Origin of the sequence: Brevundimonas sp. BR2-1 (assembly GCF_037626195.1) — a bacterium.
Taxonomy (GTDB): Bacteria; Pseudomonadota; Alphaproteobacteria; order Caulobacterales; family Caulobacteraceae; genus Brevundimonas.
In genome coordinates, this window is sequence record NZ_JARKMV010000001.1 from 693,583 (window position 1) to 715,000 (window position 21,418).

Below are 21,418 nucleotides of genomic sequence, written 5' to 3' on the forward strand. Positions count from 1 at the left end.
CGTTCCGGAACACCAGTTCCGCTCCCTTCCCCTTCACGGGAGAAGGTGGGTCGCGCAGCCAGACGGATGGGGTCTTACAGCACCCAGCGGCGCCGAAGCGCAGCGAAGGCGATGCCGGACGCAGCCCCGCGCCCCGGTATGACGACAGGTGGACCTTCACCCCCACCCCCGAACCCGCTATCTCCGCCCGATGACCCTTCCCCACGCCCTGAACGGCCTGTCCGACATCGCCGCGGACTATGACATCCTGCTCTGCGACGTCTGGGGGGTGGTCCACAACGGCCGCGAAAGCTGGCCCGCCGCCTGCGACGCCCTGACCCGCTTTAACCGCGACCACGGCAAGGTCGTGCTGATCTCCAACTCGCCCCGGCCTGCGCCCGGCATGATCCTGCAGATGGACGGCCTCGGCGTGCCGCGCAGCGCCTGGGGCGCCGTCGTCACCTCGGGCGACGCAACCCGCGTGGAACTGGCCCGGCGCGCCCCCGGCCCGGCCTGGATCATCGGGCCCGAACGCGACAATCCGCTCTACGACGGCCTCGGCCTTCAAACGGCGACGGGCGCCGGAGACGCCGCCTTCATCTCCGTCACCGGTATGATCGACGACGAGATCGAGACCCCCGACGACTATCGCGACCGCCTGTCCGCCGGCGCCGCCCGCGATCTGGAGATGATCTGCGCCAACCCCGATCGGGTCGTTCAGCGCGGCGACAAGCTCATCTGGTGCGGCGGCGCGCTGGCCGACCTGTACGAAAGCCTCGGCGGCCGCGTCACCATGGCGGGAAAGCCGTTCGGCCCGATCTACGACCTCGCCCTCAAGGAGGCCGCCGGCCTGCTGGGCCGCCCCGTCGACCGCTCCCGCGTCCTGTGCATCGGCGACGGCGTGATCACCGACGTGCTCGGCGCCAACAAACAGGCGCTCGACTGCCTGTTCATTGCCCAGGGCATCCACGGCGACGCCGCCCGCGGCCCCGAGGGCCGCCTCGATCCGGCCCGCGCCGCGGACCTGCTGAAGGCCGAAACCACCTACGCCCGCCATGCCATGTTGGATCTGACGTGGTGAGCGGGTGCAAATCACGCTAAGCCCGCCCCATGACTGAACTCGTCACGAAACACCCCTCCGGCGGCTATATCCTGGAGGAGCTCCACGTCGGCATGACCGCCGTGAAGGTTATCCCGGTCACCGAAGCGCGCATCCTGCAATTCGCCGAGGCCTCGGACGATTTCAATCCGGTCCATATGGATGAGGCGTTCGCGGCGAAAACCGCCTATCGCGGCCGCATTGCCCACGGCCTGCTGTCGGCCTCGTTCGGCTCGGCCGTGGTCGGCACCATCCTGCCCGGCGCCGGCGCCATCTACATCTCCCAGACCCTGCAGTTCCACGCCCCCGTCCGCATCGGCGACGAGGTCGAGGTCCGCATCAGCGTCGTCTCCGTCGATCAGGAAAGCGCCCGCGTCGAACTGGACTGCGAGGGCTTCGTCGACGGCAAGCTGATCATGGGCGGCGTCGCCACCGTCCGCGTGCCCCGCCGCCGGCGTCCCGCGAAGGACTGACTTGACCGCGATCGTCACCGACTGGCGCGCCCTGCCCGACGGGCTGAAGGGCGCCGCCGTGGCCATCGGCGCCTTCGACGGCGTGCACCGCGGCCATCAGGCCGTGATCGCCGACGCGCGCGAGGCTGCGCAACGGCTCGGCGCCCCGCTCGCCGTCGTCAGCTTCGACCCTCATCCCCGTCGCTGGTTCCAGCCCGACGCGGCCCGCTTCCGCCTCATGACCCCCGCCCAGATGGCTCGCGCCATGGAGCCGCTGGGCGTCGACATCCTCTATCTGCTGCCTTTCGACGCCGGCATGGCCGCCATGTCGGACGAGGCCTTCGCCCGCGAAATCCTCTCCGGGGGTCTTGGCATCCTTCACGCCGCGGTCGGTTTCGACTTCACCTATGGCAAGGGCCGCAGCGGCTCGCCCGAAGGCCTGCGCCGCCATGGCGAAACCCTCGGCTTCACCGTCTCCGTCACCGACCGGGTCGACGATCCCGGCGGCCTGAAACTGTCCTCATCCGCCGTCCGCGAGGCGCTCCACGCCGGCGACATGGCTCGCGCCGCCGCCATCCTGGGCCGTCCCTTCGCCATCGAGGGTCAGGTCGTGCACGGCGACAAGCGCGGCCGCACCATCGGGGTCCCGACCGCCAACATCGGCATGGGCGACTACATGCGCCCCGCCTATGGCGTCTACGCCACCCGCACCCGCCTGCCGGACGGGCGGATGCTCGACGGCGTCGCCAGCCTCGGCGTCCGCCCCATGTACCAGCTGGCCGAACCCCTTCTCGAGGTCTGGCTCTTCGACTTCGACGAGGACCTCTACGGCCAGACGATCGAGACGGAGCTGATCGCCTTCCTGCGCGGCGAAATGGTCTTCGACGGCCTCGACGCCCTCAAGGTCCAGATCGACGCCGACGCCGCCGCGGCGCGAGCCATCCTCAGCTGATCGCGGCCATCAGCTGCTCGGTCAGCGGCTTTTCGCCGGGAACGAGGACGTCGCTGACCTTCCACATCGGCCCCTCCTTCACCAGCTTCAGCGTCTGGCGCTTCGTCTCGCCCATATTGGTGAACACCACCGCGACGTCGGCCTTGCGCGCATCCGCGCCGGGCATGACCGTGACGGAGTCCAGGGTGAAGTCGCCGCTGTCCTGACAGCCGCAGATCGGGTCGTGGTTCAGCGTCGGAACCTCGCCGTTCGCCTTGCGGAAGTCCTCGCCGATCATGGCGTTCAGCATGCGGTCGTAGATCGGATCCTGCCCGGGCGCCAATGGCTCGCCCATGCTCGCGCCCGGCGTCGCGTGTACGGCGTACAGGGCGCGGACGAACTCCTCGGGCCCGATCCTTGCGGCCTCATAGATGGCGGGGCGCCCGGGCGGCAGGGCGGCGGGCGCATCCGCGGGCTCGGTCGCCGGCGTCTCCGGCGAACACGCCGCCAGCGCCAGGGCGGCGGCGGCAATCACGATCCAGTCGCGCATCGTCAGTCTCCCTTCCAGGCCCCGGGAGCCTTCGCCCCGGCGATCCACACCGTCAGACGCTGGAGCATCGGCTCCTGCGGAAATTCACCCATCGATTCGTAATGCTGATCGTCGACGCGCCACTGCCCGTCCTCACGGACCAGATTCCAGGTCTTGCGATGGACCGGGCCGCCCGCCTCGGCGAAGCCTTGCACCACCGCCACATCCGCCCGGTCCGGCCCCGTCGAGGTCGCGGTCGCGGACTGCAGAACCGGCGTGCCGTCCTGACAGTCGCAGATCGGGTCGGCCTCGAAGAAGCCGACGTAGCCTTCGGGCGTCAGCCTGTCGCTCTCGGCGATCAACGCCTGCGTTCGCGCGGACCAGATCGGGCGCTCCTCGACGCGTCCCGAGGCGCCGGGCGGGGTGTCGCCCTCCTCGTACAGGGACCGTACGAACGCCTCGGCCGTGGCGGTGGTCGCGGCGGCCGGAGCGTCGGCCCCCTCCGGCCCGGCCGGAGCCGGGGTACAGGCGGCAAGAGCCAGCACGGCGGCGGCAATCAGAACATGACGCATGGAACGCCCCTCCCCGGGACATCCGACTATCGAGCCCCTGTCTTCGCGTGGCAATCCCGCTGGCGCAGGGCCCTCGCCGTCTGCTAGACCGTACCCACCATGACCGTCCGCGTGTTTCGCCCGATTTCGATTAGCCGCCCGGCGTAGCGCCGCAGGGCTCTGGCCCCGTGCTCGCCGGGATATCGACATGCGCTCAGACAGGCCTACGGCCGATAGCGCGTAAAATCTTCGCGAACGATCACCCACGACGAAACGAGACTTCATGGCCGACGCCGCCGACACGCCCTCCACCGCTCGCGACTACCGCGAAACGGTCTTCCTGCCCGAGACGCCCTTCCCGATGCGCGGCGGCCTGCCGCAGAAGGAACCGGCGATCATCGAGGCGTGGGGCGATCTCTATTCCGCCCTGCGCAAGCAGCGTCAGGCCGAAGGCGCGCCCCTCTACGTCCTGCATGACGGTCCGCCCTACGCCAACGGCGACATCCACATCGGCCACGCCCTGAACAAGACGCTGAAGGATTTCGTGGTCCGCAGCCGCTTCCTGCTGGGCAACGACGTCGACTACGTGCCCGGCTGGGACTGCCACGGCCTGCCGATCGAGTGGAAGATCGAGGAACAGTACCGCGCCAGGGGCCGCCGCAAGGACGAGGTCTCCAAGGCCGAATTCCGTCAGGCGTGCCGCGAATACGCCGCCGGCTGGATCGACGTGCAGCGCGAGCAATTCAAGCGGCTGGGCGTCCTGGGCGACTGGGACCACCGCTACGCCACGATGGACTTCACCACCGAGGCGGCCATCGTCGGCGAATTCCACAAGTTCAAGAACTCGGGCCAGCTGTACCGCGGCTCCAAGCCCGTCATGTGGTCGCCGGTCGAGCGTACCGCCCTGGCCGACGCCGAGATCGAATACCACGACCACGTCAGCCCGACGGTCTGGGTCAAATTCCCCGTCACCGGCGCGACCGACGACCACCCCGACGACCTGCTGTCGTTCCGCAACGCCAATCCGTCGATCGTCATCTGGACCACCACGCCCTGGACCATCCCGGCCAACCGCGCCATCAGCTACGGCCCCGAGATCGCCTACGGCCTCTATGAGGTCACGGCCATGGAAGAGGGGTTGGAGTTCCAGCCCTGGGCCAAGCCGGGCGACCGTCTGATCGTGGCCGACAAGCTGGCGGAAGACGTCTTCAAGGCCGCGAAGATCGCCGCCTGGACCCGCATCGACGACCTGAACCCGTCGGGCCTCGAATGCGCCCACCCGCTGGCGGCCCTGTCGCCCGGCTACGGTTTCTCCGTGCCCCTGCTGGCCGGCGACCATGTGACCGACGACGCCGGCACCGGCTTCGTCCACACCGCCCCCGGCCATGGCGCCGACGACTTCGAGGTCTGGAGGGCCCACGGCCACCACGAGGTGCCCGATACGGTCGATCCCGACGGCGCCTACTACGACCACGTCCCCCTGTTCGCCGGTCTCAAGGTGCTGGAGACCGAGGGCAAGAAGACCGGCAAATTCGGCCCCGCCAACGGCGCGGTCATGGAAAAGCTGATCGAGGCCGGCAACCTGCTGGCGCGCGGCCGGATGGAGCATTCCTATCCGCACAGCTGGCGCTCCAAGGCCCCCATCATCTTCCGCAACACCCCCCAGTGGTTCATCCGCATGGACGCGCCGCTGAAGGGCGACGGAACCCTGCGCGAACGGGCGCTGGAGGCCATCGACAAGACCGACTTCCACCCCGAGGCGGGCCGCAACCGCATCCGCTCCATGGTCGAGGGCCGTCCCGACTGGCTGATCAGCCGCCAGCGCGCCTGGGGCACGCCCCTGGCCATGTTCGTCGACAAACAGACCGGCCAGCCCCTGATCGACGCCGAGGTCGACGCCCGCATCACCGCGGCCATTTCCGAAGGCGGCGCCGACGCCTGGTTCACCCGTCCCGACGCCGACTTCCTCGGGAACCACGACCCGGCCCGCTATGAGAAGATCGAGGACATCCTCGACGTCTGGTTCGACAGCGGCTGCACCCATGCCTTCACGCTCGAAACGCGCGACCCGGCGCACGGCTACACGGGCGACCGTCCGTCGCACTGGCCGGCGGACCTGTATCTCGAAGGCTCGGACCAGCACCGCGGCTGGTTCCAGTCCAACCTGATGGAGGGCGCCGGCACCCGCGGCCGCGCCCCCTATGACGCCGTCCTGACCCACGGCTTCACCCAGGACGAGAACGGGGAGAAGATGTCCAAGTCGCGGGGCAACACCACCGACCCCGCCGTCGTCATCAAGGAATCCGGCGCCGACATCCTGCGCCTCTGGGTCTCGCTGGTGGACTACGCCGAGGACCAGCGGATCGGGAAACAGATCCTGCAGACCACGGTCGACGCCTATCGCAAGCTGCGCAACACCGTCCGCTACCTGCTGGGCGCCCTCGTCGGCTTCGACGAGGAAGAGCGGCTGCCGCTGGACCAGATGCCGCCGCTCGAGCGGTTCATCCTGCACCGGCTGTGGGAACTGGATCGCGACGTGCGCGCCGCCTACGCCGACTACCGCTTCCAGGACGTCGTCCGGCCGGTGCTGGAGTTCTGCTCCAACGACCTGTCGGCCCTGTATTTCGACATCCGCAAGGACAGCCTCTACTGCGACCGCCCCGACGCGATCCGCCGCCGCGCGGCCCGCACGGTGATGGACGCGGTCTTCATGCGCCTGACCGCCTGGCTGGCCCCGTTGACGCCCTTCACCATGGAAGAGGCGTGGGGCACCCGCTTCCCCGACGGCGGCTCCAACTGCGCCCGGGTGATCCCGGACACGCCGGCGGAGTGGGAGAGCGTCAATGAGCTACAACGCTGGCGGAACATCGATACAGTTCTGACGGCGGTCAACGACGCCTTGGAGGCCGCGCGCCGCGACAAGCGCATCGGCAGCGCACTTGATGCTTGGCCGACGGTGAAGCTCGCGCCGATGCTCGACGACCTTTTCAAAGGACAGCTTGCCGACGGAAGTAAGTTGGACGCTGTGGATCCGGCTGAAGTGTTCCGCACGTCAGGAGCAGAAGTTGAGGTCGCAGACGGCCCCATCTCTGTTGAGGTCAACCTGGCGGACTACCCCAAATGCGCCCGCTCGTGGCGGCGCGTGCCCGACGTCGGCTCCGACCCCGCCTACCCGGACCTCAGCGCCCGCGACGCGGACGCCGTGCGCTGGTGGGATTCCCGGAACGCCTGACGCGCCTGCGTCCGGAATTGACGCAGGCGCATGCTTCATTGACCGGGCCCTTCGGGGTCCGGTCTTTGACAATCGAATTATGCGAATGAAGGCGTCGCTATCCGGACTATCCGGACGATCCGGACCGTGTTTTCCGCCGTTCGCGCCAAAACCGCCGTCCGATGCTCCGGCTCCTCCCGGGCCGCCTGACGACGCCGGGTGGTGAAGCTCTGGCCGTCCGGACCATCCGGACTATCCGGACCATGTTTTCCGCCGTCCGCGCCAGGAGCGCCAAACCCGCAGTCAGGTGCGTGAACTCTTGCCCGGCCGCGTGACGACGCCGACCGCGGCCCGGCCGTCCGGTCCCTCCGTGACCCGCAGCGTCACCCGCACTGTCGGCGGCAGTTGCGACCGCCGGTTCGCGCCCAGCAGGCGGACCAGCCAGCGGAAACAGGCCGGCTCGATCCATGGCGTCCCGACCGGCTCGCGCCATCGCACCTGAACCAGGGCGACGGTCAATCCCGCCGGCGCCAGCCGCGCGCGTCCGGCCTTGAACGCCGCGACCAGGCCGGGCGTGACCCGCCCGGCCCAGACGCTGTCGGGTCCGCTCACTCCAGCCACGGCGGCTTCCGCGAGAAGCCGACGTGGTAGACCGTGTACTGCAGCACGACCTGATGCTCGCCGATGTTGAGCAGGGAGAAGCTCTTCTCCAGCCCTACGATCACCCCCTTGGGAAGGTCGGTCAGGCAACGATTCAACAGCCCCATCGCCTGCTCGATCTCCTCCTCCGACTTGATCGGCGACGGATTCTGGCTGCCCACGACGATCCGTTTGACGAACCGCATGTCAGGGAGCTGGAACCGGTCGTCGGCCAAGGCGAAGCCTCCTCAGTTCAGGATCAGGCCGCCTTCGGTAGGGCCTTGGGCACGATCGCCGAGTTCATGATGTCCATGACCCGCGCCAGCCCTTCGGGCATCCCCTTGTCCGAGGCGTGAACCTCGACATGGTATTTGGCCGAGTTGTCGGATGAACGGGTGTTCTCCTTGTGGGTCGCCACCGAGCCCTCGACATGGACCTTGATGCTGAAGCAGCCCCAGCCGGCCTCCATGTCGGCGGAGAATTTGCCCGCCTTGTCCTCGGACTCCTTCTGCGAGCTCGAGGACTTCACCTCCATGTCGAAGGTGATGTCGACCGTGTCGATGAACAGGGACGGCACCTTGACGATGGCCAGCAGGGGCACGTCCATGACGACGTCCTCGTCCTCCGTGCCGGTGCCGCCGTCCTTCATCCTCGACCGGGTGAATCAAATCCCTGCCGCTGATCTTCTCGTTCCGCAGTCGACCTGACCAGGGACGGCGACCCCAACACCTGGGTGGGGTCCTATCTCGCGCTAGCAGATCGGCTATAAGGGCCGCCCTGTTGCCGAAGGTGACGCCTTGCGAAGACCGATTCTCGATCATCCGGCGCGCATGGTGCCTCTGGCGTTCCTGGCTGGCACGGTTCTGCTGTCGCTGCCATGGGCTACCACGACAGGCAGTCCGGCGCCGCTCCTCACCGCGTTGTTTACCGCCACGTCCGCCGCCTGCGTGACGGGATTGATCACGGTTGATACTGCCACCTACTGGTCCCCCTTCGGGCAGGTGGTGATCCTCACTCTCTTCCAGGTGGGAGGGTTCGGAATCATGGCTGGCGCCACCCTGCTTGGGATGCTGGTCTCGAGGCGCATGAGGCTGGGTCGTCGTCTTGTCGTGCAGGCCGAGACCAAGTGCCTCGAACTGGAGGATGTGAAGAGCGTCCTGCTCACCATTCTGGGGGTGACGCTGGCCTTCGAGTTGGCTGTAGCGGTGGCCCTCACCTTGCGGCTTCACTTCGGCTAAGGCGAACCTTGGGGCGTCGCGGCCTGGAACGGAGTGTTCCATTCGGTCTCAGCCTTCAACAACGCGGGCTTCTCCACCTTCACCGACAGCTTGATGGGGTTCGCGCTCGATCCACTGGTCCTGCTGCCGCTGTGTGCGGCGATCATCGTCAGCGGATTGGGCTTCCCGGTGATCAATGAGTTGCTGACGGAACGGCGGGTGCCAGGGCGTTGGTCGATCCATGCCAAACTGACGCTGCTCGGCACGGTCGGCCTGCTGCTCCTTGGGTTCCTGGGGGTCGCGGTGGCGGAATGGAACAACGTCGGCACGATCGGCGAGATGTCGGGCGCCGGGAAGACGTTGAACGCTTTCACCCACTCCGTGATGAGCCGCACGGCCGGCTTCAACACCGTGGATGTCGGCCAGATGCGCCCTGAGACGCTTTTCCTGACGGACGGCCTGATGCTGATCGGCGGCGGCAGCGCCGGCACGGCCGGCGTAATCAAAGTTACGACCTTTCTGCTTCTGGGCATTGTCGTCTGGGCGGAAGTCCGGGGCCGTTCCGACGTCACGGTATTCCGGCGCCGCATATGCCCGGATGTCCAAAGGCAGGCACTGGCGGTCGTGCTGCTGGCGGTCGGTCTGGTCGGCGTCTCGACTCTCGCGATCCTGTCGCTCTCAACGCAGCCTTTGGACAAGGTGTTGTTCGAAGTCATCTCAGCCTTCGCGACCGTGGGCATGAGCACCGGCATTACGGCGTCGCTTCCGGCGTCCGCGCAGTTGATCCTCATCGGCCTCATGTTCGTCGGACGCGTCGGAACAATAACCGTGGCCGCAGCGCTGGCGTTACGCGCCCGACACGTCCCCTATCGTTACCCGCAGGAGCGCCCCATCGTTGGCTAGATCAAACAAGCAGACTTCGAACAATGTCGTTGTGGTGGGCCTGGGCCGTTTCGGCGGCGCCGTGGCCCAGAGCCTGAGCCTCCTGGGCCACGAGGTTCTAGCAATCGAGGAAAGTCTGGCGCTCGTGCAGTCGTGGTCCGATCGACTGACCCACGTCGTGCAGGCGGACGCTAGCAACATCGATGCCTTGCGCCGGCTCGGCGTTGCGGACTTCCAGCACGCCGTCGTCGGCATCGGCAGCGACATTGAAGCCAGTGTGTTGACCGTCCTCGCGCTTAGCGAACTCGGCGTGCCCGACATTTGGGCCAAGGCGATCAGTCGGAACCACGGAATGATCCTTGAGAAGACCGGTGCCCATCATGTGGTTTACCCCGAGGCCGCCATGGGCGAGCGGGTGGCGCATCTGGTCACTGGCAAGATGATCGACTTCATCGAGTTCGACGACGATTTCGCCATCGTGAAAGCGCGCCCGCCCCAAGAAGCTTTGGGGAAGACCTTGGGAGAGTCCGCACTACGCACACGGCACGGCATCACCGTCGTGGGTGTGAAGCGTCCGCGTGAGGATTTCACCTATACGAAGCCTGATACTCTCGTGGTCGAGGGTGACCTTCTGATCATCTCAGGCCCAACGCAAAAAGTGGAACGCTTCGCCGCCCTCCCATAGGGGCCGTTATGATGAAGCTGGGTCCTCCGCATCGATCCTTACGCTTCCCTTATGCCAAGCGCCCCAATTCGAATGGCCCGCTTACGTGTTTGAGGCGTCTTCTGCCGCTCTGAACTGAGCTGGAGGCGTCGGCATGGCCGATCTGATTTTTCTGGCGATCGGCGGCGGGGCGTTTGTCGTCTTCGCCGTTCTCGCCGCTGTCCTGAAGAGGGTGTGACGATGCTGGTCGCCACACTCTGGGGCGTCGGCGCGGTCGTCGTCGCCGTCTACATGATGGCGGCTCTGCTGCGCCCCGAGCGGTTCTAGGGAGCCGCCGTCATGACCATTCAAGGATGGGCGGAGATCGCCCTGACCCTCGGCCTTGCCATTCTGATCGGCTGGCCCCTCGGCATCTATATGTCCCGCGTCTGGAACGGGGAGCGGACCTGGCTCGATCCGGTGCTGAAGCCGGTCGAAGGCCTATTCTACCGCGCCGCCGGCGTGAACCCGGCGCATAGCCAGGGCTGGCTCGGCTATGCGGGCGCCTTGCTGGCCTTCAACGCGGCCGGCTTCCTTTTGCTTTACGCCTTGCTGCGTTTCCAGAACGTCCTGCCGATCAATCCGCAGGGGTTCGCCGGCCTGTCGCCTGACCTGGCCTTCAACGTCGCCGTGAGCTTCGTCACCAACACCAACTGGCAGTCCTACGGCGGCGAGACGACGATGTCGCACTTCAGCCAGATGGCGGGACTGACGGTGCAGAACTTCCTGTCGGCCGCGACCGGCGCGACCATCGCGGCGGCCCTGGCGCGCGCCTTCGTCGCAAATCGCGGGGAGGGGATCGGCAATTTCTGGGCCGACATGACGCGGACGACGCTCTGGGTGCTTCTGCCCCTGTCAGTGGTCCTCGCGATCGTTCTGGTCGCGCTGGGGGTGACCCAGACGCTGGACGCCTCCGCGACCGCGACCGGCCTGGAGGGCGGATCGCAGACGCTTTCGCTGGCTCCCACCGCCAGCCAGCTGGCGATCAAACAACTCGGCATCAATGGCGGCGGCGTCTTCAACGTCAACTCGGCGCATCCGTTCGAGAACCCGACGCCGTTGACCAATCTGATCACAGCCATCTCCATCAATGTGCTCGGCTGGGCCGCCTTCGTCGCCTTCGGCCGCAGCGTGCTGGCGAAGAAGGATATGCGGGCGCTCGCCGTCGCGGCTCTGGTCCTGCTCAGCCTCTCGGCCGCGGCGATGTATGCCATCGAGACCCAACCGGCGCCGGCGCTCGTCGCCGCCGGTGTCGACGCCTCGGCCAATATGGAAGGCAAGGAAGTCCGCTTCGGCGTTCCGGCCTCTGTCGCCTGGGCGACCATGACCACCGGCGCCTCGAACGGCTCCGTGAACTCCATGCACGCCAGCTACATGCCTCTGGGCGGCGGGCTGCAGATGTTCCTGATGCAGCTGGGGGAAATCCTGCCCGGCGGTGTGGGCTCCGGCATCGCCGTCATGGTGGTCATGGCCCTGCTCGCGGTCTTCATCGCCGGGCTGATGGTCGGTCGCACGCCCGAATATCTCGGCAAGAAGGTCGAGGCGCGGGAGGTTCAGTACGCCATGGTGGCGGTGCTGGTCCTGCCTCTGGCCATTCTCGGCTTCGCGGCCGTGGCGGCGGTGCTTCCGGCCGCGCTGGAAGGATTGTTGAACGATGGACCGCACGGCCTGTCCGAGATTCTCTACGGCTATACCTCGGCCGCAGCGAACAACGGCTCGGCCTTCGCCGGCCTGACCGCCAACTCGCCGTGGTGGAACACGACCCAGGGTCTGGGCATGCTGATGGGCCGGTTCGTGCCCGCCGTCGCCGTCCTGGCCATCGCCGGCAGCCTGGTCGTCAAGCCCAGGCTGGCCCCCAGCCCCGGCACGCTGCCGACCCATGGGCCGCTGTTCATAGGCCTGCTGATCGGCGTCATCCTCATCCTCGGCGGGTTGCAGTTCTTCCCCGCCCTCGCCCTTGGCCCCCTCGTCGAGCACTTCCAGGTGCTGGGCGTGGTGGCCGGGCTTTGATCCGGGACCCCTGACATGACCTTCGCAAATCCCGAGCACCTGGGCGAAACCCGCCGGGCCGTTCCCCTGGCCGGCGGCCTGTCCGGCCCGATGCTGGGCCGGGCGGTCGGCGACGCCTTCGTCAAGCTGGACCCGCGCAAGCTGCTGCGGAACCCGGTGATCTTCACCACCTGGATCGTGGCCCTGCTGGCGACGGTGTCGGCCATCGCAGCCGTCGTCGCCGGCGAGGCCGCCGGCTTCGCCATCCAGCTGGCGGTCTGGCTGTGGGCCACCGTGCTGTTCGCCAACGTCGCCGAGAGCGTCGCCGAAGGGCGGGGCAAGGCGGCGGCGGACTCGCTGCGGGCGACGCGCGTCACCACCAAGGCCAAGCTGATCGTCGATCCGAAGAGCGGCCTGACGGTGCCGACGCCCGCCCACGAACTGGAAATCGGTTCGATCGTGCTGATCGAGGCGGGCGATCTTATCCCTTCGGACGGCGAGATCGTCGAAGGCATCGCCTCGGTCAACGAGGCCGCCATCACCGGCGAGAGCGCGCCGGTGATCCGCGAAAGCGGCGGCGACCGTTCGGCCGTCACCGGCGGCACCACCGTGGTGTCCGACTGGATCAAGGTGCGCATCACCTCGGCTCCAGGCTCGACCTTCCTCGATCGCATGATCGCCATGGTCGAGGGGGCCAACCGCCGGAAGACGCCGAACGAACTGGCCTTGTCCGTGCTGCTGGCGGGCCTGACCCTGGTGTTCCTGATCGCGGTGGTGACGCTGCTGGGTCTGGGGGCCTATTCCGGAATCACGCTGGATCCCATCGTCCTCGGGGCCCTGTTCATCACCCTGATTCCGACCACGATCGGCGGCCTGCTGTCCGCCGTCGGCATCGCCGGGATGGACCGGCTGCTGAAGGTCAATGTGCTGGCCACCTCGGGCCGCGCGGTCGAGGCGGCGGGCGACGTCGACACCCTGCTGCTCGACAAGACCGGCACCATCACCTTCGGCAACCGCATGGCCACCGAGGTGATCCATGTGCCGGGAGTCCGGCCGGAAGCGGCGATGCGCGCCGCCGTCATGGCGTCCCTCGCCGACGAGACGCCCGAGGGCCGCTCGATCATCGAACTGGGCCGCAACGCCGGTCTGGCCGTCAACCTGCCCGCCGGAGCCAGGACCATCCCGTTCTCTGCCACGACCCGGCAGTCGGGTGTGGATGCGGACGGCAAGTCCTGGCGGAAGGGCGCCGTCGACGCCGTGCTCAAGTCGTTGAATCTGGCCGAGGCCGACGCCCCGGTCGAGTTCCGCCAGGCGGTCGACCGGATCGCCCGTTCGGGCGGCACGCCCCTGGCGGTGGTCGAGGACGGAGTCCTCGTCGGCATCATCCACCTGAAGGACGTGATCAAGCCCGGCATGAAGGAGCGGTTCGCCGACCTGCGCCGCATGGGCCTGCGCACCGTGATGATCACCGGCGACAATCCGGTCACCGCCGCCGCCATCGCCTCGGAAGCCGGGGTCGACGATTACCTCGCCGAGGCCACGCCCGAGGACAAGATGCGCCTCATCAAGGCCGAGCAGGCCAAGGGCCGGCTGGTCGCCATGTGCGGCGACGGGGCCAACGATGCGCCAGCGCTCGCCCAGGCCGATGTCGGCGTGGCCATGCAGACCGGCGCCCAGGCCGCGCGCGAGGCCGGCAACATGGTCGACCTCGACAGCGACCCGACCAAGGTCATCGAGATCGTCGAGGTCGGAAAGCAGTTGTTGATCACCCGCGGCGCCCTGACCACCTTCTCGATCGCCAACGACGTGGCCAAATATTTCGCCATCATCCCGGCGATGTTCGTGGTCGCCCTGCCGGCGCTGGGCGCGCTCAACGTCATGGGGCTGCACAGCCCGCAGAGCGCCATCCTGTCGGCGGTCATCTTCAACGCCCTGGTGATCGTCGCCCTGATCCCGCTGGCCCTGCGCGGGGTCAAATATCGCGCCATCGGGGCGGGCGCGCTGCTGTCCCGCAACCTGCTGATCTACGGCCTCGGCGGCCTCGTCGCCCCGTTCGTCGGCATCAAGCTGATCGACATCGTCATCTCCGGCCTCGGCCTGGCGTGACCTTTTACAATCACAGAGTGATTTCCATGGCCCGCAAATCCCGCTTCAAGGCCGCCGGCCGCAACGACCTCTGGTTCGCCGGCGCCTGTCTGGTCGCCCTGGTCGTCTGGGGCATCGCCTCGCACGCCGACGCCCAGGCCGTCGCCGAACCCTCTGGCCCCGACATCGCCTGGAACGTCGCCGTCGGTTCCGACTACGTCTTCCGGGGCGTCAGCCAGACTGAGGAGGACGCCGCGATCTCGGGCGGCGTCGATCTGACCAGCGGAACCTTCTACGCCGGCGCCTGGGCCTCCAACGTCGCCTTCCCCGGCGATCCCGACACCAACGCCGAGATCGACCTCTACACCGGCGTGCGTCCCGAGTTCGCGGGCTGGGTCTGGGACATCGGCGCCGTCGGATACTTCTACACCGGCCAGCCAAACGGCGCGGACTACGACTATGTAGAAGCGAAGGTCGCGGCCTCGCGCGCCATCGGCCCGGCCACCCTCGGCGCCGCCGTCTACTGGTCGCCCGACTTCTTCGGCGCCGCCGAGGACGAGGCTACATACGTCGAGGCCAACGCCGCCGTCTCGCCGGCCGACAGATGGACGATCTCGGGCGCCATCGGACGCCAGTTCCTGTCCTCGGACTTCGACTACACGACCTGGAACCTGGGCGTGGCCCGGCAACTGGCCGACAACCTCGCTCTCGACCTCCGCTATCACGACACCGAAGCGCACGAATTCGGCGAGATCTACGGCGGCCGCGCCGTGGCCTCGCTGAAGGCGGCCTTCTAGAGGACCACGCCCATGCTCCGCCAACTCCGCCCCGCGATCGTCATGATCGCCCTTTTCACCCTTCTGCTCGGCGTGGCCTATCCGTTGGGCGTCACCGGCGTCGCCCAGGTCGCCTTCCCGTCACAGGCCGACGGCAGCCTGATCCGCGACGCCCAGGGTCAGGTGGTCGGCTCGGCCCTGATCGGCCAGCCGTTCGCCGAGGCGCGCTATCTGCACCCCCGTCCTTCGGCCGCCGGCGACGGCTATGACGCCTCGGCCTCCTCGGGCTCGAACCTGGGCCCGCTCAACACCGACCTGGCCGAACGCATCCAGACCGACGCTGACGCCATCCGGGCCGACACGGGCGCGACGGTCATCCCCGCCGATGCCGTGACGACTTCCGCCTCGGGCCTCGACCCCCACATCTCCCCGGCCTACGCTCGGCTGCAGGCGGCGCGGGTGGCGCGGGCGAGAGGTGTGGATGTGGACGTGGTGCAGCAGGTGATCGACGCGAACACCGAGGGCGCCTTCCTTGGCTTCATCGGCCAGCCGCGCGTCAATGTGCTGCTGACCAATCGGGCGCTCGACGCCCGCTTCCCCGCCGCGACCTGACTTGCCAGACGCCCCGCCAGGTCCCGAGGCCTCGCCGGTCGATCTGACGCGACCGAAACGCGGTCGGCTGAAGGTGTTCCTCGGCATGTCGCCGGGGGTCGGCAAGACCTATGAGATGCTGCGGGCCGCCCGACGCCGAAAGGCCGAGGGCGGCGACGTCGTTGTCGGGGTGGTCGAGACCCATGGCCGGCGCGAGACCGAAAGCCTCCTGCGCGGCATGGAGGTGATGCCGCGCCGACCGATCGACTACAAGGGCCGCGCCCTGATGGAGTTCGACATCGACGCCGCGCTAGAGCGAAAGCCCGACCTGCTGCTGGTCGACGAATATGCCCATTCCAACGTCCCCGGTTCTCGCCACCCCAAGCGCTGGCAGGATGTCGAGGAGATCCTCTCCGCCGGCATCGACGTCTGGACGACGCTGAACGTCCAGCATCTGGAAAGCCTGTCCGACGTGGTGCTGCGCATCACCGGGGTGCGCCAGCGCGAGGCCGTGCCCGACAGCGCCCTGAGCCGGGCCGACGACATCGAGGTCGTCGACATCACCCCCGACGAACTGCGCAAGCGGCTGTCCGAGGGCAAGGTCTATGTGCCCGAGACCGCGCGCCTGGCCTCGGAGAATTTCTTCAAGGTCGAGAACCTGACCGCCCTGCGCGAGATGGCCCTGCGGCGCGCGGCCCAGACCATCGACGATCAGCTTCTGGCGACCCTGCGGGAGCGCGGCGTTGAAGGACCCTGGGCGGCGGGCGAGCGCATCCTGGTCCTGGTCGGCGGCGATCCGATCGCTTCGTCTCTGGTTCGCGTCGGTCGACGGCTTTCCGACATGACCATGGACGCCCCGTGGACCGTCGCCCATGTCGAACGCCCCAATCAGCCGGTGTCGAAGCCCCAAGGCCGCGCGAGGGTCAGCGAGGCCTTCGCGCTGGCCGAGCAACTGGGCGGGCGCACGGTCGTCCTGACCGGTGACGACGTCGTCGGCACGGTGATGGACTACGCCGATCGAAACAACGTCACCCAGATCGTCATCGGCAAGGGCCGCGACAGCCGCATCAGCGAACTACTCGGCCGTTCTCTGGCGGCCGAACTACTGCGTGCAGCCAAGGGCGCAGCCCTGCATGTGGTAACGGAGCAAGGCGGCGCCGCGCCCGAAAGGGTCTTGAAGGTCCCTGACCTCACTCGACCCGGCCATTGGCGGGGCTATGCCGTCGGAGCGGCGTTCATCGCGGCGGCCACGGCCGTGGCGCTCGGACTGGATCGCGCCTTCGAGCGGGTTGATCTGGGCGTCGTCTATCTGTCCGCCGTGCTCGCCGCAGGTGTTCTCTACGGGCTCAGACCGGCGCTCGCGGCCGCGACGGTCGCTTTCCTGACCTACAACTTCCTGTTTCTGGAACCGCGCTACACCTTCATCATCGGCTCTCCGACCGACGTCCTCACCCTGATCGTCTTCTGGGCGGTCGCGTCGGTGACCGGCGGGCTCGCGGGCCGGGTCCGGGACCAGGCGAGGAACGCCCAGCGCCGGGCCTCGGCGGTGTCGGCGCTTCTCGCTGCCAGCCAGGCGCTGGCGGGCGCCGACGATCGATTCGAAACCGCCAAGGTGCTGGCCGAGCAGACCGCCGCCGCCGCCGGCGCCAAGGCGATCGTCCTGTTGCCCCAAGACGGCGATATCGCGCCGGTCGCCGGCGCGCCAGAGCTGGAGAAGCTGGGGGCCGCCGCCATGGCCGCCGCCCGATGGGCATGGGAGCGCGGCGAGCCTGCCGGGCACGGCACCGGGACGCTGCCGCAGACCAGTTGGACGTTCCGGCCCCTGCAAGGCGTCCGCTCCCGGTCCGGCGTGGCGGGGATCGAGGCGGACGCCCTCGCGCCCGGCTCGGACGAGGAACGGCTGGCCCTGGCCTTGCTGGAACAGGGCGCCGTCGCGCTGGAACGGGCGCAGTTGGCCGGTGACGCAGTCGAGACCGAGACCCTGCGCCGCACCGACCGCTTCCGCGGCGCCCTGATGAACTCGGTCAGTCACGACCTGCGCACCCCGCTCTCGACCGTGCTCGGCGCCGCCACCACCCTGATCGACTATGGCCCGACCCTGAAGCCCGAGGTCCATAAGGACCTGCTGCTCAGCATTCGCGAGGAAGCCGAACGTCTCAGCCGCTATGTCGGCGACCTGTTGGACATGACCCGGCTCGAAGGCGGGGCGCTCAACATCAAGGCCGACTGGACCGATGTTCGCGACGTCCTCAACGCGGCGGCCGAGCGGGTCTCGCGCCGGCTCGGCGCGCGCCGACTGACCCGCGACTTTCCAGCCCAGCTCAGCATGGTCAGCTTGGACCATGGCCTGCTGGAGCAGGCGCTGGTCAATATTCTGGAGAACGCCATCGCCTTCAGCCCCGACGGCTCCACCATCGAGCTGGCGGCCTATGAGGACCGGGGCTCGGTGGTCATCAGCATCGAGGACGAGGGCAAGGGCATCCCCACCGCCGAACTGGAACTGGTGTTCGACAAATTCCGCCGCATGGAGGAACAGCCGGATCGCTCCAAGGGGGCGGGCCTCGGCCTGGCCATCGCCAAGGGATTCGTCGAGGCGATGAACGGCCGCATCGCCGCCGCCAGCCCGATCGTGGGTGACCACGGCACCCGCATCCTGATCAGCCTGCCCAAGTCCATCGCCACCCATCGCGACCTGCTATAGGGCCCCATGTCTGCCGCCAGACCCCGCATCCTCGTCATCGACGACGAACCGCAGATCCACCGCTTCCTGTCGCCAGCCCTCGACGCGGCCGGCTATGAGCCCAAGCGTGCGGACGGCGGCCAAGAGGGGCTGCGTGGCATCGCGTTGTGGGGCCCCGACGCCGTCGTGCTCGACCTCGGCCTTCCCGACATGGACGGCAAGGACGTGCTCATTCGCGCCCGCGAATTCTACGCCAGGCCGATCATCATCCTGTCAGCCCGCGATCGCGAGGCCGAGAAGATCGAGGCGCTGGACCTTGGCGCCGACGATTATGTCGAGAAGCCTTTCGGGGTCGGCGAACTGCTGGCCCGGCTGCGTGCCCATCTACGCCAGGCTGTCGGTCGCCACGAGCCCGCCGGGCCACTGAAGATCGGCGACGTGGTCATCGACCTTGACCGCCGCTTGGTGACACGCGGCGACGCCGCCATCCGCCTGACGCCCAAGGAATATGAGGTTTTGGCCCATCTCGCCCGTGACGCGGGCAAGGTGATCGGCCACGGTGCCCTGCTGACTGCCGTCTGGGGCGCCGCGCACAAGAACGACACCCAGTATCTGAGGGTGCTGATCGGCCAGTTGCGGCAAAAGCTGGAGGTCGATCCGGCCCATCCGCACCTGATCGAGACAGAGCCCGGGGTTGGCTACCGGCTGAACGGCTAGTTCTCGACGCTCCTGCCCTCAAAGCCTGCGCCGGCACCACACCGGCGCGGCGTCCCGAGAGACCGCCTCGAAATGTGCCGCCGTTGCGCCTTGGAGCCGTCGGAACGGCTGGGAACCCCACGGAAACAGTCCGTAGCCGGCAGGAATCTTTGACAAATCGCCTGAACGGCCGGGGTGGGCCGGGAATTGGAAAAGCCCCCTCCGAAGAGGGGGCTAACCGCCTGATTGAACAGGCTTTTCTTGGGTGCGGGAGCAGGATTTGAACCTGCGACCTTCAGGTTATGAGCCTGACGAGCTACCGGGCTGCTCCATCCCGCGGCAAACGGTAGTGTAAGGGAAGAGCAGTTCGAGAGATGGACCCAATCCAACGAATGAGGGGCCATAATACAATCATCTATCCGTCTGGTAGACCCGGCGGCGACCTACTCTCCCGCGCCTTAAGACGAAGTACCATCGGCTCTGGAGGGCTTAACGACCGAGTTCGGAATGGGATCGGGTGGGGAACCTCCGACATAGCCACCAGGTCAACCAGGCGGATAGACGATTGTGAGAAGACATTGTCAGTTCAGCTTTAGCTGAAAAAATCGAATGAGTTTTGCTGAGAAACGATCAAGCCGATCGGATTATTAGTACCAGTAAGCTTCATGGGTCGCCCCACTTCCACACCTGGCCTATCAACGTGGTAGTCTTCCACGATCCTCAGCGAAGCCTTGTTTTGAGGTTAGTTTCCCGCTTAGATGCTTTCAGCGGTTATCTATTCCATACATAGCTACCCTGCTGCGCGGCTGGCGCCACGACAGGTCCACCAGAGGTATGTCCATCCCGGTCCTCTCGTACTAGGGACAGATCCTCTCAAGCTTCGAACACCCACGGCAGATAGGGACCAAACTGTCTCACGACGTTCTGAACCCAGCTCACGTACCACTTTAAATGGCGAACAGCCATACCCTTGGGACCTGCTCCAGCCCCAGGATGTGATGAGCCGACATCGAGGTGCCAAACTTTGCCGTCGATATGGACTCTTGGGCAAAATCAGCCTGTTATCCCTAGAGTACCTTTTATCCGTTGAGCGATGGCCCTTCCACGCGGGACCACCGGATCACTATGGCCGACTTTCGTCTCTGCTCGACTTGTCAGTCTCGCAGTCAGGCGAGCTTATGCCATTGCACTCGACGAGCGATTTCCGACCGCTCTGAGCTCACCATCGCGCGCCTCCGTTACACTTTGGGAGGCGACCGCCCCAGTCAAACTACCCACCACGCCATGTCCCGGGACCGGATAACGGCCCTCGGTTAGACGTCAACGACAGTAAGGGTGGTATTTCAAGGATGACTCCACCAGAGCTGGCGCCCCGGCTTCATAGTCTCCCACCTATCCTACACATACGGTCGCTAACGCCAAGGCGAAGCTATAGTAAAGGTTCATAGGGTCTTTCCGTCTGACCGCGGGAACCCCGCATCTTCACGGGGAATTCAATTTCACTGAGCCTGTGCTGGAGACAGTGGGGAAGTCGTTACGCCATTCGTGCAGGTCGGAACTTACCCGACAAGGAATTTCGCTACCTTAGGACCGTTATAGTTACGGCCGCCGTTTACCTGGGCTTCAGTTCGTCGCTTTCACAACTCCCTTTAACCTTCAGGCACCGGGCAGGCGTCAGACCCTATACGTCGCATTGCTGCTTCGCAGAGCCCTGTGTTTTTGCTAAACAGTCGCTACCCCCTGGCTTGTGCCACTCAGTCTAGCTTGCGCTAGGTGAGTCACGCTTATTCCGAAGTTACGCGTGCAATTTGCCGAGTTCCTTCAGCACAGTTCTCTCAAGCGCCTTGGTATACTCTACCTGACCACCTGTGTCGGTTTCGGGTACGGTCTCTGCTGGAGTTATTTCCAGGGACAGCTTCGCTGCCAGGACAATCCAATAAGCCCTGACAACTTACACCATCCGTCACTTCCAGCTGGTGCAGGAATATTTACCTGCTTCCCATCGACTACGCTTTTCAGCCTCGCCTTAGGGGCCGACTAACCCTGCGCAGATTAGCTTTACGCAGGAACCCTTGGTCTTTCGGCGACAGTGTTTCTCACACTGTTTATCGTTACTCATGTCAGCATTCTCACTTCCGATACCTCCAGCCAGGCTCACGCCTGACCTTCACCGGCTTACGGAACGCTCCGCTACCGCATGCACATAAGTGCACACCCATATCTTCGGCGACTGGCTTGAGCCCCGTTACATTTTCCGCGCAGGATCGCTTGATCAGTGAGCTGTTACGCTTTCTTTAAAGGATGGCTGCTTCTAAGCCAACCTCCTGATTGTCAAAGCAATCCCACATCGTTTCCCACTTAGCCAGTACTTGGGGGCCTTAGATGATGGTTAGGGTTGTTTCCCTTTT

General features: G+C 66.5%; 17 protein-coding genes, 1 tRNA gene, 2 rRNA genes and 1 pseudogene (1 of these 21 cut by a window edge). 13 read left to right on the top strand and 8 right to left on the bottom strand.

All coding sequences use genetic code 11. The features are described from left to right. Positions 1–190 precede the first annotated feature (190 nt). The 3 genes from BrevBR_RS03515 to BrevBR_RS03525 are packed head-to-tail and all read left to right on the top strand — an operon-like array spanning position 191 to position 2,482. Positions 191–1,060 (top strand): TIGR01459 family HAD-type hydrolase, encoded by an 870-nt coding sequence (locus BrevBR_RS03515; RefSeq protein ID WP_339999949.1) that lies wholly within the window; start codon positions 191–193, stop codon positions 1,058–1,060. Positions 1,061–1,089: 29 nt separating this feature from the next. After that, positions 1,090–1,551 carry a MaoC family dehydratase gene (locus BrevBR_RS03520; RefSeq protein WP_332639886.1) on the top strand — a complete coding sequence of 154 codons (462 nt, stop codon included), beginning with the start codon at positions 1,090–1,092 and terminating at the stop codon, positions 1,549–1,551. A 1-nt stretch (position 1,552) separates the two neighbouring features. Next, positions 1,553–2,482: a bifunctional riboflavin kinase/FAD synthetase gene (locus tag BrevBR_RS03525; RefSeq protein WP_339999950.1), complete on the top strand. Its 930-nt coding sequence runs from the start codon at positions 1,553–1,555 to the stop codon at positions 2,480–2,482. Here BrevBR_RS03525 and BrevBR_RS03530 read toward each other — a convergent pair. Both BrevBR_RS03530 and BrevBR_RS03535 read right to left on the bottom strand, forming a co-directional pair. Beyond that, positions 2,475–3,011 (bottom strand): DUF3828 domain-containing protein, encoded by a 537-nt coding sequence (locus BrevBR_RS03530; RefSeq protein ID WP_332639888.1) that lies wholly within the window; start codon positions 3,009–3,011, stop codon positions 2,475–2,477. The two genes, BrevBR_RS03525 and BrevBR_RS03530, sit on opposite strands and share 8 nt — an antisense overlap. A 2-nt stretch (positions 3,012–3,013) precedes the next feature. After that, positions 3,014–3,562 (bottom strand): DUF3828 domain-containing protein, encoded by a 549-nt coding sequence (locus tag BrevBR_RS03535; protein WP_339999951.1) that lies wholly within the window; start codon positions 3,560–3,562, stop codon positions 3,014–3,016. A gap of 262 nt (positions 3,563–3,824) precedes the next feature. On the opposite strand from BrevBR_RS03535, the gene ileS reads away from it, so the two are divergent. After that, the gene (gene ileS, locus BrevBR_RS03540; protein WP_339999952.1) at positions 3,825–6,773 is read left to right on the top strand and encodes an isoleucine--tRNA ligase; all 2,949 of its coding nucleotides are present in this window, start codon (positions 3,825–3,827) and stop codon (positions 6,771–6,773) included. A 282-nt stretch (positions 6,774–7,055) separates the two neighbouring features. Here the strand turns inward: ileS and BrevBR_RS03545 are convergent, their stop codons facing one another. The 3 genes from BrevBR_RS03545 to BrevBR_RS03555 are packed head-to-tail and all read right to left on the bottom strand — an operon-like array spanning position 7,056 to position 8,040. Further along, positions 7,056–7,373: a hypothetical protein gene (locus BrevBR_RS03545; protein ID WP_339999953.1), complete on the bottom strand. Its 318-nt coding sequence runs from the start codon at positions 7,371–7,373 to the stop codon at positions 7,056–7,058. Beyond that, positions 7,361–7,627, bottom strand: coding sequence for a hypothetical protein (locus BrevBR_RS03550; protein ID WP_339999954.1), 267 nt, complete (start codon positions 7,625–7,627; stop codon positions 7,361–7,363). Before BrevBR_RS03550 ends, BrevBR_RS03545 begins: the two co-directional genes overlap by 13 nt. A gap of 23 nt (positions 7,628–7,650) precedes the next feature. Then, positions 7,651–8,040 carry a DUF2589 domain-containing protein gene (locus BrevBR_RS03555; RefSeq protein WP_339999955.1) on the bottom strand — a complete coding sequence of 130 codons (390 nt, stop codon included), beginning with the start codon at positions 8,038–8,040 and terminating at the stop codon, positions 7,651–7,653. A 181-nt stretch (positions 8,041–8,221) separates the two neighbouring features. Between BrevBR_RS03555 and BrevBR_RS03560 the strand changes: the two are divergent. The 9 genes and pseudogenes from BrevBR_RS03560 to BrevBR_RS03600 all read left to right on the top strand — a co-directional run bounded on the left by BrevBR_RS03560 (position 8,222) and on the right by BrevBR_RS03600 (position 19,031). After that, positions 8,222–9,511: pseudogene (locus tag BrevBR_RS03560) on the top strand (TrkH family potassium uptake protein). Further along, positions 9,504–10,175, top strand: a complete 672-nt coding sequence (locus tag BrevBR_RS03565; protein ID WP_339999956.1) for a potassium channel family protein — start codon at positions 9,504–9,506, stop codon at positions 10,173–10,175. The pseudogene BrevBR_RS03560 and the gene BrevBR_RS03565 overlap by 8 nt, the downstream one beginning before the upstream one ends. Positions 10,176–10,394: 219 nt before the next feature. Next, positions 10,395–10,481: a potassium-transporting ATPase subunit F gene (locus BrevBR_RS03570; protein WP_340000753.1), complete on the top strand. Its 87-nt coding sequence runs from the start codon at positions 10,395–10,397 to the stop codon at positions 10,479–10,481. Between the two features lie 12 nt (positions 10,482–10,493). Next, the gene (kdpA, locus tag BrevBR_RS03575; protein WP_339999957.1) at positions 10,494–12,203 is read left to right on the top strand and encodes a potassium-transporting ATPase subunit KdpA; all 1,710 of its coding nucleotides are present in this window, start codon (positions 10,494–10,496) and stop codon (positions 12,201–12,203) included. A 15-nt stretch (positions 12,204–12,218) separates the two neighbouring features. Then, positions 12,219–14,288 carry a potassium-transporting ATPase subunit KdpB gene (gene kdpB, locus BrevBR_RS03580; protein WP_339999958.1) on the top strand — a complete coding sequence of 690 codons (2,070 nt, stop codon included), beginning with the start codon at positions 12,219–12,221 and terminating at the stop codon, positions 14,286–14,288. A 26-nt stretch (positions 14,289–14,314) separates the two neighbouring features. Beyond that, the gene (locus BrevBR_RS03585) at positions 14,315–15,064 is read left to right on the top strand and encodes a TorF family putative porin (RefSeq protein WP_339999959.1); all 750 of its coding nucleotides are present in this window, start codon (positions 14,315–14,317) and stop codon (positions 15,062–15,064) included. Positions 15,065–15,076: 12 nt separating this feature from the next. Next, positions 15,077–15,655 (top strand): potassium-transporting ATPase subunit KdpC, encoded by a 579-nt coding sequence (gene kdpC / locus BrevBR_RS03590; protein WP_339999960.1) that lies wholly within the window; start codon positions 15,077–15,079, stop codon positions 15,653–15,655. Between the two features lies 1 nt (position 15,656). Continuing rightward, positions 15,657–18,335: a sensor histidine kinase KdpD gene (locus BrevBR_RS03595; protein WP_339999961.1), complete on the top strand. Its 2,679-nt coding sequence runs from the start codon at positions 15,657–15,659 to the stop codon at positions 18,333–18,335. A gap of 6 nt (positions 18,336–18,341) precedes the next feature. Beyond that, complete coding sequence (locus tag BrevBR_RS03600; RefSeq protein ID WP_339999962.1) at positions 18,342–19,031, top strand: response regulator transcription factor; 690 nt, start codon at positions 18,342–18,344, stop codon at positions 19,029–19,031. Between the two features lie 241 nt (positions 19,032–19,272). Here BrevBR_RS03600 and BrevBR_RS03605 read toward each other — a convergent pair. The 3 genes from BrevBR_RS03605 to BrevBR_RS03615 all read right to left on the bottom strand — a co-directional run. After that, positions 19,273–19,349, bottom strand: a tRNA-Met gene (locus BrevBR_RS03605). Positions 19,350–19,440: 91 nt separating this feature from the next. Further along, a 5S ribosomal RNA gene (rrf, locus tag BrevBR_RS03610) occupies positions 19,441–19,555 on the bottom strand. 81 nt (positions 19,556–19,636) lie between these two features. Beyond that, positions 19,637–21,418, bottom strand: a 23S ribosomal RNA gene (locus BrevBR_RS03615) (it continues 1,007 nt past the right edge of the window).